The 13183-nt window shown below is 42.8% G+C and carries 18 protein-coding genes and 1 other annotated feature; of the genes, 16 read left to right on the top strand and 2 right to left on the bottom strand.

All coding sequences use genetic code 11. From position 1 onward, the window contains the following. Window positions 1–141 precede the first annotated feature (141 nt). The 9 genes from M9R32_RS03005 to pheA all read left to right on the top strand — a co-directional run bounded on the left by M9R32_RS03005 (window position 142) and on the right by pheA (window position 5803). Complete coding sequence (locus M9R32_RS03005; RefSeq protein ID WP_269925267.1) at window positions 142–705, top strand: hypothetical protein; 564 nt, start codon at window positions 142–144, stop codon at window positions 703–705. Further along, window positions 692–1291, top strand: coding sequence for a metalloprotease (locus tag M9R32_RS03000; protein WP_269925266.1), 600 nt, complete (start codon window positions 692–694; stop codon window positions 1289–1291). The genes M9R32_RS03005 and M9R32_RS03000 overlap by 14 nt, the downstream gene beginning before the upstream one ends. A 39-nt stretch (window positions 1292–1330) precedes the next feature. Continuing rightward, window positions 1331–1406, top strand: a sequence feature (ribosomal protein L21 leader region). 14 nt (window positions 1407–1420) lie between these two features. After that, window positions 1421–1729, top strand: coding sequence for a 50S ribosomal protein L21 (gene rplU / locus M9R32_RS02995; RefSeq protein ID WP_016426797.1), 309 nt, complete (start codon window positions 1421–1423; stop codon window positions 1727–1729). Window positions 1730–1741: 12 nt separating this feature from the next. After that, window positions 1742–2077, top strand: a complete 336-nt coding sequence (locus M9R32_RS02990) for a ribosomal-processing cysteine protease Prp (protein WP_269925265.1) — start codon at window positions 1742–1744, stop codon at window positions 2075–2077. 15 nt (window positions 2078–2092) lie between these two features. Next, the gene (gene rpmA / locus M9R32_RS02985; protein WP_269925482.1) at window positions 2093–2383 is read left to right on the top strand and encodes a 50S ribosomal protein L27; all 291 of its coding nucleotides are present in this window, start codon (window positions 2093–2095) and stop codon (window positions 2381–2383) included. 238 nt (window positions 2384–2621) lie between these two features. After that, the gene (locus M9R32_RS02980) at window positions 2622–3152 is read left to right on the top strand and encodes a Spo0B domain-containing protein (RefSeq protein WP_269925264.1); all 531 of its coding nucleotides are present in this window, start codon (window positions 2622–2624) and stop codon (window positions 3150–3152) included. A gap of 3 nt (window positions 3153–3155) precedes the next feature. Then, the gene (obgE, locus tag M9R32_RS02975; RefSeq protein WP_269925263.1) at window positions 3156–4445 is read left to right on the top strand and encodes a GTPase ObgE; all 1290 of its coding nucleotides are present in this window, start codon (window positions 3156–3158) and stop codon (window positions 4443–4445) included. 17 nt (window positions 4446–4462) lie between these two features. Next, the gene (locus M9R32_RS02970; RefSeq protein ID WP_269925262.1) at window positions 4463–4918 is read left to right on the top strand and encodes an ACT domain-containing protein; all 456 of its coding nucleotides are present in this window, start codon (window positions 4463–4465) and stop codon (window positions 4916–4918) included. A 12-nt stretch (window positions 4919–4930) separates the two neighbouring features. Continuing rightward, on the top strand, window positions 4931–5803 hold the full coding sequence (gene pheA, locus M9R32_RS02965; RefSeq protein ID WP_269925261.1) for a prephenate dehydratase: 873 nt from the start codon (window positions 4931–4933) through the stop codon (window positions 5801–5803). A 202-nt stretch (window positions 5804–6005) separates the two neighbouring features. Here the strand turns inward: pheA and M9R32_RS02960 are convergent, their stop codons facing one another. Continuing rightward, window positions 6006–6539, bottom strand: a complete 534-nt coding sequence (locus M9R32_RS02960; protein WP_269925260.1) for a transcription repressor NadR — start codon at window positions 6537–6539, stop codon at window positions 6006–6008. Between the two features lie 122 nt (window positions 6540–6661). Here M9R32_RS02960 and M9R32_RS02955 point away from each other — a divergent pair, with 122 nt between their 5' ends. Together M9R32_RS02955 and M9R32_RS02950 are read left to right on the top strand one after the other, a co-directional pair. Then, the gene (locus M9R32_RS02955; protein WP_269925259.1) at window positions 6662–7684 is read left to right on the top strand and encodes a LysM peptidoglycan-binding domain-containing protein; all 1023 of its coding nucleotides are present in this window, start codon (window positions 6662–6664) and stop codon (window positions 7682–7684) included. Between the two features lie 39 nt (window positions 7685–7723). Continuing rightward, on the top strand, window positions 7724–8536 hold the full coding sequence (locus tag M9R32_RS02950) for a phosphotransferase (protein WP_269925258.1): 813 nt from the start codon (window positions 7724–7726) through the stop codon (window positions 8534–8536). Window positions 8537–8595: 59 nt separating this feature from the next. On the opposite strand, the gene M9R32_RS02945 is transcribed toward M9R32_RS02950, so the two are convergent. Then, window positions 8596–8781, bottom strand: a complete 186-nt coding sequence (locus M9R32_RS02945; protein ID WP_269925257.1) for a hypothetical protein — start codon at window positions 8779–8781, stop codon at window positions 8596–8598. A 181-nt stretch (window positions 8782–8962) separates the two neighbouring features. Between M9R32_RS02945 and ruvA the strand changes: the two genes are divergently transcribed. The 5 genes from ruvA (at window position 8963) to yajC (ending at window position 13180) form a co-directional block, all read left to right on the top strand. Then, window positions 8963–9583 carry a Holliday junction branch migration protein RuvA gene (gene ruvA / locus M9R32_RS02940; RefSeq protein WP_269925256.1) on the top strand — a complete coding sequence of 207 codons (621 nt, stop codon included), beginning with the start codon at window positions 8963–8965 and terminating at the stop codon, window positions 9581–9583. Between the two features lie 18 nt (window positions 9584–9601). Next, window positions 9602–10603, top strand: a complete 1002-nt coding sequence (gene ruvB, locus M9R32_RS02935; protein ID WP_269925255.1) for a Holliday junction branch migration DNA helicase RuvB — start codon at window positions 9602–9604, stop codon at window positions 10601–10603. 20 nt (window positions 10604–10623) lie between these two features. Continuing rightward, window positions 10624–11682, top strand: a complete 1059-nt coding sequence (gene queA, locus M9R32_RS02930) for a tRNA preQ1(34) S-adenosylmethionine ribosyltransferase-isomerase QueA (protein WP_269925254.1) — start codon at window positions 10624–10626, stop codon at window positions 11680–11682. Further along, window positions 11679–12818 carry a tRNA guanosine(34) transglycosylase Tgt gene (gene tgt, locus M9R32_RS02925; protein WP_269925253.1) on the top strand — a complete coding sequence of 380 codons (1140 nt, stop codon included), beginning with the start codon at window positions 11679–11681 and terminating at the stop codon, window positions 12816–12818. The genes queA and tgt overlap by 4 nt, the downstream gene beginning before the upstream one ends. A gap of 89 nt (window positions 12819–12907) precedes the next feature. Beyond that, window positions 12908–13180, top strand: coding sequence for a preprotein translocase subunit YajC (yajC, locus tag M9R32_RS02920; protein WP_269925252.1), 273 nt, complete (start codon window positions 12908–12910; stop codon window positions 13178–13180). Window positions 13181–13183 lie beyond the last annotated feature (3 nt).

The following is a 13183-nucleotide window of genomic DNA, read 5'->3' as shown; positions in this document are numbered from 1 at the left end:
AAGTTGCTCCAAAACTATCAAAAGTTGCTCCCAAATTAAGAAAGTTGCTCCCAAATCTCCAAAGTTGCTCCAAAACCCCCAGATTCATAGAAATAAACCGAACAAGCCCTGCATATACTACCCGAAAAGGGGGGCTGCAGCATGAAATCTACAAATAAATGGATCATCGCATGCATATTTACCATTGGCATTATCGCAACCATACAAATACAGGAACGAAATGACCAAACTTCACAACTTCGCACTCTATTTACGGAAGGGAAAGACATTCAAATGGTTCGCGAGTTCGTACTCGCTCAGTTTCCAACAAGCTCGCAACCAGAAATCATACCAGTAACTGCTTCGCCCGAAAGAGACCCTATGATTCCAACGATGGCTTCCTACGAATCTATGCAACCGTATGAAGAAGGCGTGCTTGTTTCCTATAATACCTCGATTGAGGTTGTCGCTCGCGAAGATGGAATCATTTTATTTACAGGTCATACCCGACATACAGGAAAAACGATGACAGTCCTTTATGATAGCGGGGATACTGTGACATATGGATTTGTTGAAAACTTTTCTAATCTTCCTTATACAGCGGTGGCCGCTAATGATTTAATTGCGGAAGTGAAGCCGGGTTCAATGTTTGTGAAGGTAGAACGTGACGGAGAATTGCTAGAGCCAACAGCGATTAAAGATTGGATGAACGATGTACTTCAATAAAATCCGCATGCATCCCATTATGATCCCGATTATTATTTACCTGATTGCGACAGCGCAACTTGCGCATTACAGCATCATTTTCGGCTCCTTACTGATTCATGAGTTGGGGCATATTGCGGTGGCGAAATGGACGGGCCTCAAAATGACCAGTTGCACCATTCTCCCGTATGGTGGCGAAATAAAAATTAAGAATCTTCATTTGGCTCCTACTCATCATCAGTGGCTCATTGCGATTGCTGGGCCACTGGCAACGGCGGTTCTCTATTTAGTTGCCCAACCTTTCCAATTTCCTGGACAGGCTTTTTTTAATGAGGTCCAGTTGACTATACTTGCGTTGAATTTGATTCCGATTTTGCCACTGGACGGCGGACAAGCATTGAAAGCCATTTTGTCTAAACGATATCATGAGACTTTATTGGCGCTTTCTATCAGCGTTTCAACGCTATTAATTTTGGTGACTTTTGAAAAATTACACCTGGCATTAATTTTCACATTCATCGTCTTCCAAAATATACGTTCATGGCAATACCGGAAATATGAAGAAGCTTTCTATAAAATTGTAACGAAGCAGTTGACGCTGCCTTAGCATTATGGTAAAGTTTTAATGTTATTGTTTGTAGCACCCGTGCTACTACAACCGCTCTGAAGAGGTTTAAGCATCTGCAAAGATCACCTCATTTAAGGCGAGTCTGAGTCTAAGAGGAGGTGCAGTAAAATGTACGCAATTATCGAAACTGGTGGTAAGCAAATCAAAGTTGAAAAAGGTCAAGAAATCTACATCGAAAAATTAGGTGTTGATGCTGAAGACGTTTTCACATTTGACAAAGTATTATTCGTAGGTGGAGACAACGTGAAAGTGGGAGTTCCTTTCGTTGAAGGAGCAACAGTAAAAGCTACAGTCGTGAAAAACGGCCGCGGTAAAAAAATCACAGTTTTCAAATACAAAGCGAAAAAGAACTACCGTAAAAAACAAGGTCATCGTCAACCATACACAAAACTTGTGATTGATTCAATCAACCTATAAGATGTGTAACCGATGATAACTGTAACGATTGAAAAAGATCAATCCAATCACATTCATTCGTTTGAAATGAAAGGCCATGCAGATTTTGCTGAACATGGAAAAGATTTAGTTTGTGCAGCCGCAACCGCTGTTTCTTTTGGAGCAGTCAATGCAATAGCTGAACTTACAAAAGTCATTCCAGATGTGAAGCAAGGACAAGACGGCGGGTTTCTCAAAGTCTCGTTTCCGCAGGATCTGAATTCACCTTCGAATGAACAAGTGCAATTAATTGTACAAGCGATGATTGTTTCTTTACAAACGATTGAACAAGATTATGGACAATATATAAAAATAACCTTCAAAAAGTAGGGGGTGAAACAAATGATGTTAAGATTAGATCTTCAGTTTTTCGCATCGAAAAAAGGAGTAGGTTCGACTCGTAACGGACGTGACTCACAATCAAAACGCCTTGGCGCTAAACGTGCTGATGGTCAAATGGTTTCAGGTGGTTCAATTTTATACCGTCAACGCGGTACTAAAATTTATCCAGGTGAAAACGTAGGCCGTGGTGGAGATGACACACTTTTTGCGAAAGTTGACGGAATCGTACGCTTTGAGCGTTATGGCCGCGACAAGAAAAAAGTTAGTGTATATCCTGTAGCTCAAGAAGCTTAATTCAAACAGCCAAAGGACTGCATAACTGCAGTCCTTTTTCTTTTTCTCAAAAAACTGTACAAATTGCATTTTTAATCAAGAATGCTGGCTCTTGCAAAGGATTATGAGATGATAAAGTTTTCTCATACTGTAATGGATCGATTTCCAGCGTACTGCGCTTAACTTAATTGCAACAAAATCACTTCATTTCTTGGTATACTTAGGAAATGAGACTAGCATAATGGAGAGTGTGTGATGTATGACCGAAAAACCGTTTTCAGTAAATGAGGCATTGCGATTCGCACGCCATGATTTTTTGAATCAGTTGCAACTGATCAAAATGAATATTGATCTTGCACGACTGGAAGACGCGAAGGCGGCAATTGATCACTACACGACAGAAGTTAAAGCTTTTTATGAACTTTCGAAGTTGAATCTACCATTTACATCTGAATGGCTCCAGACGGCCAATTGGCGTTTTCCTGGATTTCAAGTGAGTATTACCAACACCATTGATTCCGAATGCAATTTATTGTTTGATGAACAAATCCAACATGTACTCGAAGAAGCAACGAACCTGTTACATCGACAGTTAGATCCGTTTACAGAACAGCTTTTGCACATTCATATTGTGTGTAACCCGACGACATTTAAACTGACGTTTGATGCGAGCGGAAAATGGCAACCTATTCAGCAAGAACTTTCAAAATTACCACAAGTTTCACTGACCCATGAATGCAAAACGACCAAGAACTGGCGTTTTCATATAGAAGAAAGCAAGGAGGGATAGTCAATGTTTGTCGATCACGTAAAGATATTCATTAAAGGCGGAGATGGCGGCGATGGTATGGTCGCGTTCCGTCGTGAAAAGTATGTACCAAATGGTGGTCCTGCAGGTGGCGATGGCGGCCGCGGAGGGAATGTAATCTTTGAAGTAGAAGAAGGATTGCGTACGTTAATGGATTTCCGTTACAAACGTCATTTCAAAGCAGACCGTGGCGATCACGGACAAAGTAAAGGAATGCACGGACGCGGAGCGGACGATTTAATCGTTAAAGTTCCACCGGGCACAGTCGTAATGGCTGAAGAAGGCGGACCAGTATTAGCTGATTTAGTTGAGCATGGTCAAAGAGCGGTTATTGCAAAAGGTGGACGTGGAGGACGCGGAAACTGTCGCTTTGCAACACCTCAAAACCCGGCACCTGAGCTATCAGAAAAAGGCGAACCAGGACAAGAAATTGAAGTGGTTTTAGAGCTTAAAGTATTAGCTGACGTAGGTTTGGTTGGATTCCCAAGTGTAGGGAAATCTACTTTGCTATCTGTAGTATCAGCAGCGAAACCAAAAATTGCAGCTTATCATTTCACAACAATCGTTCCGAATCTTGGAATGGTTGAAACAACGGATGGCCGTAGCTTTGCAATGGCTGATTTGCCAGGTCTAATTGAAGGCGCTAGCCAAGGTGTAGGTCTTGGTCACCAATTCCTTCGTCATATCGAGCGTACACGCGTAATCGTGCATGTAATTGATATGTCGGGTATTGAAGGTCGCGATCCTTATGATGATTATGTAACGATCAATGAAGAGCTTCGTCAATATAACTTACGTTTGACAGAACGTCCACAATTGATTGTAGCGAACAAAATGGACATGCCTGATGCAGAAGAAAACTTGGCTGAATTCCGTAAGAAATTACCGGAAGATGTGAAGATCTTCCCGATTTCAGCACTTTCACGTAAAGGTCTGAATGAACTATTATTCGCTGTAGCTGATTTATTGGAAGTGACAGAAGAATTCTTGATTCATGAAATGGCTGCAGAAGAATCAGACAAAACGGTTCTTTACAAACACCAATCTGAACGTGATGGTTTCGAAATTTCACGTGATGATGATGGCGCATATGTATTAAGTGGTTCATCAATCGAACGCTTATTCAAGATGACCGACTTCTCTCGAGAAGACTCAATTCGTCGTTTCGCTCGTCAGCTTCGTGGTATGGGTGTTGATGAAGCATTGCGTGAACGTGGTGCGGAAAATGGCGATACAGTAAGACTTCTTGAGTTCGAATTCGAATTCATCGAATAGAAAGGGAGGATGGACATATGAAAGACGTATCTGAACAACGATATTATTTAGTGCGAGAAGATGTGTTGACGGAAGCGATGCAAAAAACACTTGATGCCAAGCAGTTATTGCAAAGTGGAGAAGTCGCTTCGATTTGGGACGCGGTAAAAAAAGTCGACTTATCACGTAGCGCATTTTACAAATATCGGGATGCCGTCTTTCCTTTCCACTCCATTGTTCGAGAACGTATTTTAACGGTGTTTTTACAACTGGAAGATCGCAAAGGAACGCTTGCCACGCTATTAAATACAGTAGCTGAAGCACAGTGTAATGTGTTGACAATCCATCAGACAATTCCGATTCAAGGTCGAGCCAATGTGACGTTGTCACTGGATGTAACCGCCATGAATAGGCAATTGGATGATTTTATTCAACAACTGAAACGACTGGACTTTGTGGAATCAGCAGAAGTCATCAGTTCCGGCGCATCTTAAGGAGTGTCTTGCATGGTAAACAAAGATTGGGAATCACGTGTGGCTTATTTGGGGCCAGAAGCATCGTTTACACATCTGGCGGCAGGAACTGTCTTTGCAGGGGAATGGCTTATGCCTTACGCAACCATCCCGGAATGCATTGAAGCAGTGGCAAATGGGGAAGTCGAATTTGCCGTAGTGCCACTGGAAAATGCTCTCGAAGGCTCGGTACCTTTAACAATCGATTATTTGTTTCACGATGTGGAACTGCATGTTTCGGCAGAAATTTTATCCCCGATCGAACAACATTTTATGGTGCACCCGCAGCAAGTGGAGAATTGGCAAGATATCGAAATGGTCTATTCACATCCACATGCCCTGGCGCAGTGCCATAAATATTTGTATTATCGATTCCGTGGCGTACCTTTGGAACAGACGACATCCACTGCAGCAGCAGCGAAATATGTAGCTGAAAATCCATCGCGAACGATTGCGGCAATCGGCAATGAGTTTGCTGCCAAGAAATATGGACTGACCATTGTGGAACCAAATATTCATGATTTTCATTTTAACCATACACGGTTTTTTGTTCTTCAAAAAAAGAACATTAAACTTGATAAAAAAGGTCATGACAACTCGCCAAAAACGACACTCATGATTAAATTGCCTGTAGACGACAGATCAGGTGCGTTGCATCAAGTATTGTCGGTATTTTCATGGCGTCAACTGAATTTAAGCAAAATTGAGTCTCGTCCTTTAAAAACAGGACTTGGAAACTACTTCTTTATCATGGATGTTCTCGATGATGAACAATCCGTTATGATGCAAGGTGCGAAAGAAGAACTGCGTGCTCTAGGGTGCGAAGTGAAATCTCTCGGTACATATTTTACATACAAAAAGGAATGACCGCGGATCACGCAGTCATTCCTTTTTTGTGTTTTGGAGCAACTTTTCGAAAATGGGAGCAACTTTCACCGGTTTTGGAGCAACTTTTCAAATTTGAGAGCAACTTTAACGAAATGGGAGCAACTAACCAATTTCCTCCTAAATCCACCCACCATTTTAAAGAAAATGACGTCATTGCTCATAGTGCAATGACGTCCTTCTCTCAACCTTCATCCGCCAAATAGCCTTTACTTCGCATTCCCTCAACCGCTGCTTCCAGAAATTCGTCTGAAGAAGCCGCAATTAAATGCAGATGTATTCCGTCCGTCAATTCAGATAAATAGCTTGCGCCAGTTTCTTTTACGCGTGCCAAAAATAAATCGACTTCGTGGCGGTTCGACACCATGATAGAGGCAGTAAATTCTCCGTAAACAGGGTGTTCGACTGTGACATTTTTGACTGTAACACCCGCATCGACCAATGTGTACAATTCATCCTGTGCATCAGCCGGGGAATGGACACAGGCGATTTGGCGTTCGGACGCATGGTTTTCATTTGAATTCTTCATATATACGTACCCTTGACTCGTTGCCAAAATCGGTTCATTTCGTGCTTTTAGTAAAGTCATGTCCCCAACGATTACTTGGCGGCTGACCCCTGCCTGTTTCGCCAATTCGGTGCCTTTGATTGGCTCAGAAGATGCTTTTAGCAAGTCCAGTAATTGATGACGCCGTTCTTCTCCTAATAATTTCTTCAACGCGATCCCGTCCTTTTCATGCATATCTATAGCACGTGTACTCATAGTTTATCATGTACAGCAATAATGTGACCAAATCAAAATGTGATTCATAGGATACATAGATGAAAGGGGGAATTATTTTGCACGTACATGTTGTGCAAAAAGGAGATACACTGTGGAAAATTGCAAAGCAATATGGTGTATCTTTTGATGAAGTGAAACGTTTGAACGCGCATTTGGCCAATCCTGATTATATCGTCCCCGGCATGAAAATTTTCGTGCCAACGAAGACGGCAAAAACGCAGGAAAATATGGAACATCCGTATAACAATGACCGACCTGTTAAGAAAATGAAGGAGGAATACACGAAGGAGCCAGCTCCGAAACCGATTCCTCAACCAGCTCCACCTGTTCAAAAACCTACCATGAAACCAGCACCTCTACCAATGCCACAACCGCAGCCGATGCCGCAACCAATCAATCAACCAATCAATCAACCAATAAATCAACATGTAATGATGAATCAAATGATGCCTCCATATATGGGCATTCCATACGGATGGATTCCAATACCTGATATGGACGTTCATCTGCAAGTACAATTACCACCGCAAGCAGCGCCAGCACCAGCACCAACACCGCCTCCAAAAGCGATGCCAATGCCAGCACCACCGCCGCTTCCGAAAGCTATGCCAATGCCAGCACCGGTGCCGGCACCAAAGGCTCCAACTCAAGCTCCGGCTGCGGAAGTTCCGAAGGCACAGCCACAATCAAATTCACAAGTTCAGGGCTGGCAATTACTAGATTCCAGTTCCTTGAGTGAATCGTCACTTGAAGTACCGACACTGCCACCTCAATACCAACAATTCCATCACCAGCCTCCATGTGGCTGTGGGGCGCCATCACCATGCGGATGTGGAGCACCTAGACCATGTGGTTGTGGTAAACAGAATTATGCACAACAGCCGATATATGGACAATATCCATATCCGAATGAAGTGCTTGGTGCACAGGAAAATAATCAAATGATGCCTCAGCACATGATGATGCCGCAACAAATGATGCCTCAGCATATGTCTCCATTCATGGCGTGCATGCCGTGTCATATGTGGCCCGCTCCACAAGGGCATAGGGGTTATCCGAATCCCGTTCGCTACTTTTAAAAAGTGGAACGAGGGCATTACGTTCAATTAAAGCCAAATGTGTGGAAATGGCAAATTGGACCCCATGCGTATTCATTAAAAAAATATGAATATGAAATAGATGCAGACAAGATACGTTATATACATGAACAGTTAACTAAAGCGGGTGCGGATTTCATGGTTCCAATTGAACCATATCCAGACGCATTCGTAATCCAGCAGCCGTGGATTGAAAGTGGAAAGAAAGTCCAATTCAATCAATCAGAAGATCGAAAAAAATCTCTTGAAGTGCTCCATCAACTGCACGCTACTAGAAATCAGGTAGCCTGGCAGAAGTCCGGTCTATTTCAGGAGATTGATTTAAATCGGAAGTGGGCTCATCGTTTGGAAAAATGGCAACAAGTTGAGCCCTTTCTGATTCAAAAACTCGGTTCTTCCAAAACCCAGAGAATTACGAAGCTCGCCAAAGATTCTTTAGCTCAGCTGAAGCCAATCAGACGTGAAAACGTAACTCTGCTGCACGGAGATGTTGTTCATCATAATTTTGTGCGTGATCATAAAAACCGGATGTACATCATTGATTTTGATCTGGCCTGCATAGGTCCTGCAGAAGTGGAACTTATTTTATGGTCTCACCGGGTATTGCCGCACTTTGATTACGATTTGGATGCACTTATAAAAGAACATCCTTCGCTCGCCAATATTGATTGGAATTATTTATTATTTCCAAATGAATTGATGCGTGAATGGCTGTATGCGACTACATTGTCAGATCTTCAACTGCAAGGGTTTATACCGAAGTTAAAAAAATTTACAAACAATGCGTTGAAGCGGATGCCGCAGCTCTGGGAAGATTGTGACCGTTTGACGTAAGAGAACTTCACAAAAAAACAGCACACGTGATGATCGTTATCACGAGTGCTGTTTTTGTTTTATTCTTTTTCGTATTCTGCGCCTTGTTCTTCTTGGATTTCTTCAGTTTTTTTATCTTCATCTTGGTTACTGTGCAATTGGTTATATTGCAGTGTTTTACTTTTCAGTTCGTTTATTTCACCTTGTTCGTTTTGATTGTTTTGTTGGTTGTTTTGATGTGTGAATGTATTATTATTTTTTTCCATTGTTGACGCCTCCAAATGTAGTATTTTAAGATGTTGAACTTCTTTTCCCATCCACACTTAGATTGAAACATTTTCATCCATCCGTTCATGGCGTATACCGTTTACGATTCCCCGTTTTCTTCCTGCGAACATCCGTTTTATATGCTATAATCAGTACGTTGAATGTGAGGAGAGACTTTAAATGTACGATTACATAAAAGGTTTAGTTACCCGTGTTACACCGGAATATATGACTCTCGAACAACAGTCAATAGGGTGGCAGATTTTCACGCCTAATCCTTATGCTTTCCGTGTTTCATCAGAGCCGCAACAAATTTTTACACACTTACATGTTCGTGAAGATGCACAATTGCTATTTGGATTCGTGTCGCTTGATCAACGTGAACTTTTTCGCAAGCTTATTCAAGTATCAGGCATCGGTCCAAAAGGCGCATTGGCTATTCTGGCAAGTGGACAACCGTCAGAGGTCGTTCAGGCGATTGAACGTGAAGATGAGTCGTTTTTAGTGAAATTTCCAGGTGTCGGAAAAAAGACGGCACGTCAAATGATTCTTGACTTAAAAGGAAAGCTTGGTGATTTATCTATCGATTTCGATATGCCAAGCGCAGAAGATGAACTTCAGTTATTCCCGGAAACGTCAGGAAAACACGAAATTGAAGAAGCATTTTTAGCCCTTGCGGCACTTGGCTATTCAGAACGCGAATTAACAAAAGTTCGTCCGCAATTGGAGGCATTGCCAGAAGTATTGGATACGGAAGGCTATATGAAAAAAGCATTGCAGTTGTTGTTAAAACTCAGCTGATGAAAGGAGGTCTACTTCATGCAAGAACGGGTGATTTCGAGCGGCGTCTCAGAGTTTGATGAACGTTTTGAACAATCGTTGCGTCCGCAGTATTTGTCTCAGTACATTGGACAAGATAAAGTGAAGAACAATTTAGACATTTTTGTAAAAGCAGCCAAAATGCGTGAAGAGAGCTTGGATCATGTCCTTCTGTATGGACCTCCAGGACTGGGTAAAACCACATTGGCTGCCGTCATTGCGAATGAAATGAACGTTAACATTCGCATGACGAGCGGACCGGCAATTGAAAGACCAGGTGACCTTGCGGCAATTGTGAGCTCGCTTGAACCGGGAGATGTGCTGTTCATTGATGAAATCCATCGTCTGAACCGTTCCATTGAAGAAGTTTTATATCCGGCGATGGAAGATTTTTGTCTGGATATCGTTGTAGGAAAAGGGCCATCCGCCCGTTCTGTCAGACTCGATTTGCCGCCATTTACGTTAATCGGTGCCACGACAAGAGCCGGTGCATTATCAGCCCCGTTGAGGGACCGATTCGGCGTACTGTTGAGACTGGATTACTATGATAATCAGGCATTGACTGAAATCGTTTCCCGCAGTGCGACATTATTTGATGCGGAAATTGACCATCCATCTGCCGGTGAGATTGCCAGCCGTTCACGTGGGACCCCACGAATTGCTAACCGCCTGCTGAAGCGGGTACGCGACTTTGCACAAGTCAGAGGAAATGGGACGATTTCGCTTGAAACCGCTCAGGAAGCACTCGAATTGTTGCAAGTGGACGCATTGGGGTTGGATCACATTGACCATAAATTGATTTTGGGGATGATTGATCGATTCCGTGGCGGACCAGTTGGACTCGACACTATCGCTGCGAGCATCGGAGAAGAATCGACGACTATTGAAGACGTGTATGAACCGTACTTATTGCAAATCGGCTTCTTACAGCGTACACCTCGTGGGCGTGTCGTTACGAAACTCGCGTATGACCATTTTAACCTCCCTTATTTTGAGGAATAAAGATTAAAGGAAGTATAATTATGCAAGTAGAAGATTTTGATTTTCATTTACCAGAAGAATTAATTGCACAAACACCGCTTGCCGACCGAACTTCGAGCAAGCTTTTAGTTTTGGATAAAGACACCGGGGAAGTAACACATCATACTTTCAAGCATATCGTCGATGAATTTCAGGCAGGAGATTGTCTTGTCCTGAATGACACGCGTGTGCTACCTGCCCGTCTGATGGGCGTCAAGGAAGAAACCGGTGCAAACATCGAGCTTCTGTTGTTAAAACAGACGGAAGAAGATGTATGGGAAGCCCTTGTGAAACCTGCAAAACGCGTTAAAATCGGCACGGTCGTATCTTTTGGTGAAGGTTTATTGCGTGCGGAATGTGTTGGGGAAGCCAATCATGGGGGAAGACTGTTCAAGTTCACGTATGATGGCATCTTCTATGAAATCCTGGATCAACTCGGTGATATGCCATTGCCTCCATACATTCGTGAAAAACTGGATGACAAAGACCGTTACCAAACCGTTTTCGCAAAAGAACGTGGTTCGGCAGCAGCACCAACAGCAGGTCTTCATTTCACAGATGACTTACTGGATGAAATCCGGGCAAAAGGCGTGGAAGTTGTGTTCATTACGCTTCATGTTGGTCTTGGAACTTTCAGACCTGTCAGTGTTGATTCGATCGATGACCATGAAATGCATTCGGAATTTTACCGACTCTCTCAGGAAACGGCTGATACAATCAATCGTGTGAAAGAGTCTGGCGGGCGCATCATTTCTGTAGGAACAACATCCACACGTACACTTGAAACGGTAGCGAATAAATTTGATGGCAAATTGCAGGAAGATAGCGGTTGGACATCAATTTTCATTTACCCAGGTTACGAATTCAAGTGCGTAGATGGCTTGATTACGAATTTCCATTTACCGAAATCAACACTCGTAATGTTGGTCAGTGCACTGACATCCCGTGATAAAATTCTGCATGCGTATGAGCAGGCAGTGAACCAGAAATACCGATTTTTCAGTTTTGGAGATGCGATGTTTATTCGCCCCTCCGCTAAACAGAAAGGAGTTCGTGCATGACAGCGATTCGATACGAACTAATAAAAACTTGTAAACAAACAGGAGCACGTTTAGGTATTGTGCATACACCACACGGCTCATTTGAAACACCGACATTTATGCCAGTAGGTACGCAAGCGACAGTTAAAACAATGTCACCGGAAGAGTTAAAAACGATGGAAGCCGGCATTATTTTGAGCAACACGTACCATTTATGGTTGCGTCCAGGCCACGAAATCATCAAAGAAGCAGGCGGATTGCATAAATTCATGAACTGGGATCGTGCCATCTTAACAGATTCTGGTGGTTTCCAAGTGTTCAGTTTAAGCGAGTTCCGTAAAATAGAAGAAGAGGGCGTTCATTTCCGTAACCATATGAACGGCGATAAGCTTTTCTTGAGTCCTGAAAAAGCGATGGAAATTCAAAATGCTTTGGGTTCGGATATTATGATGGCATTCGATGAGTGCCCACCTTTCCCTGCGACACGTGAATACATGAAATCAAGTGTGGAACGTACGTCACGATGGGCTGAACGTTGCCTGAGTGCACACGCGCGTCCTGAAGACCAAGGATTATTTGGGATTATCCAAGGTGGGGAATTTGAAGATCTACGTCGCCAAAGTGCCGCAGACCTTGTTTCAATGGATTTCCCAGGTTACGCAATTGGTGGATTGTCTGTAGGAGAGCCAAAAGACATCATGAATCGTGTGCTTGAATTCACAACACCATTTATGCCTTCCAATAAACCGCGTTACTTAATGGGCGTAGGGTCTCCTGATTCTCTAATCGACGGAGCCATCCGAGGCGTCGATATGTTTGATTGTGTATTACCAACACGAATTGCACGTAATGGTACATTGATGACAAGTAACGGCCGTTTAGTTGCTAAAAGTGCTAAATATGCCCGTGACTTCGGACCAATCGATGAAAACTGTGATTGCTACGTATGTAAAAACTACTCACGTGCCTATATCCGCCATTTAATCAAAGCGGAAGAAACATTCGGCATTCGTTTAACTTCGTATCACAATTTGCATTTCTTGATGAATTTGATGAAACAAGTTCGTCAGGCCATCCGTGAAGATCGTCTAGGAGATTTCCGTGAAGAATTCTTCGAACAGTACGGATACAATAAACCGAATGCAAAAAATTTCTGATTCTTGTATACTAGATGTAAAGGTTGTTTGAAAAGTATGTATTTTCTTTTTGGACATGCGCTTATATAGAGAAAGGGGGAAATTTAAGAATGGAAACATTAATTGGCTTAATGCCTATTATTTTGATGTTCGTTGTGATGTGGTTTTTCATTATCCGTCCAGCACAAAAACGTCAAAAAACAACAGCTTCTATGCAATCTAGTTTAAAACGTGGGGATCGTATTGTAACAGTAGGTGGCCTTCACGCGTTGGTAGACGCAGTGGATGACTCAACTGTATTCGTTACAGTTGCAGACGGCACTCGCCTTCAATTCGAGCGTGCAGCAGTTGCTCGCGTATTGGACGCTTCTCCAGCACTATAATAA

The organism is Paenisporosarcina quisquiliarum (genome assembly GCF_027563315.1).
In the GTDB taxonomy this organism is placed as follows: Bacteria; Bacillota; Bacilli; order Bacillales_A; family Planococcaceae; genus Paenisporosarcina; species Paenisporosarcina quisquiliarum.
Note: the sequence above shows the minus strand (reverse complement) of the source record. Positions and strands in the feature narration are given on the sequence as shown.

Coding starts and splice junctions, on each gene's coding strand:
- queA (WP_269925254.1), top strand. CDS start 10,624: ATGCAAGTAGAAGATTTTGATTTTCATTTACCAGAAGAATTAATTGCA.
- M9R32_RS03000 (WP_269925266.1), top strand. CDS start 692: ATGTACTTCAATAAAATCCGCATGCATCCCATTATGATCCCGATTATT.
- pheA (WP_269925261.1), top strand. CDS start 4,931: ATGGTAAACAAAGATTGGGAATCACGTGTGGCTTATTTGGGGCCAGAA.
- M9R32_RS02945 (WP_269925257.1), bottom strand. CDS start 8,781: ATGGAAAAAAATAATAATACATTCACACATCAAAACAACCAACAAAAC.
- M9R32_RS02980 (WP_269925264.1), top strand. CDS start 2,622: ATGACCGAAAAACCGTTTTCAGTAAATGAGGCATTGCGATTCGCACGC.
- ruvB (WP_269925255.1), top strand. CDS start 9,602: ATGCAAGAACGGGTGATTTCGAGCGGCGTCTCAGAGTTTGATGAACGT.
- tgt (WP_269925253.1), top strand. CDS start 11,679: ATGACAGCGATTCGATACGAACTAATAAAAACTTGTAAACAAACAGGA.
- yajC (WP_269925252.1), top strand. CDS start 12,908: ATGGAAACATTAATTGGCTTAATGCCTATTATTTTGATGTTCGTTGTG.
- ruvA (WP_269925256.1), top strand. CDS start 8,963: ATGTACGATTACATAAAAGGTTTAGTTACCCGTGTTACACCGGAATAT.
- M9R32_RS02970 (WP_269925262.1), top strand. CDS start 4,463: ATGAAAGACGTATCTGAACAACGATATTATTTAGTGCGAGAAGATGTG.
- M9R32_RS02990 (WP_269925265.1), top strand. CDS start 1,742: ATGATAACTGTAACGATTGAAAAAGATCAATCCAATCACATTCATTCG.
- rplU (WP_016426797.1), top strand. CDS start 1,421: ATGTACGCAATTATCGAAACTGGTGGTAAGCAAATCAAAGTTGAAAAA.
- rpmA (WP_269925482.1), top strand. CDS start 2,093: ATGTTAAGATTAGATCTTCAGTTTTTCGCATCGAAAAAAGGAGTAGGT.
- M9R32_RS03005 (WP_269925267.1), top strand. CDS start 142: ATGAAATCTACAAATAAATGGATCATCGCATGCATATTTACCATTGGC.
- obgE (WP_269925263.1), top strand. CDS start 3,156: ATGTTTGTCGATCACGTAAAGATATTCATTAAAGGCGGAGATGGCGGC.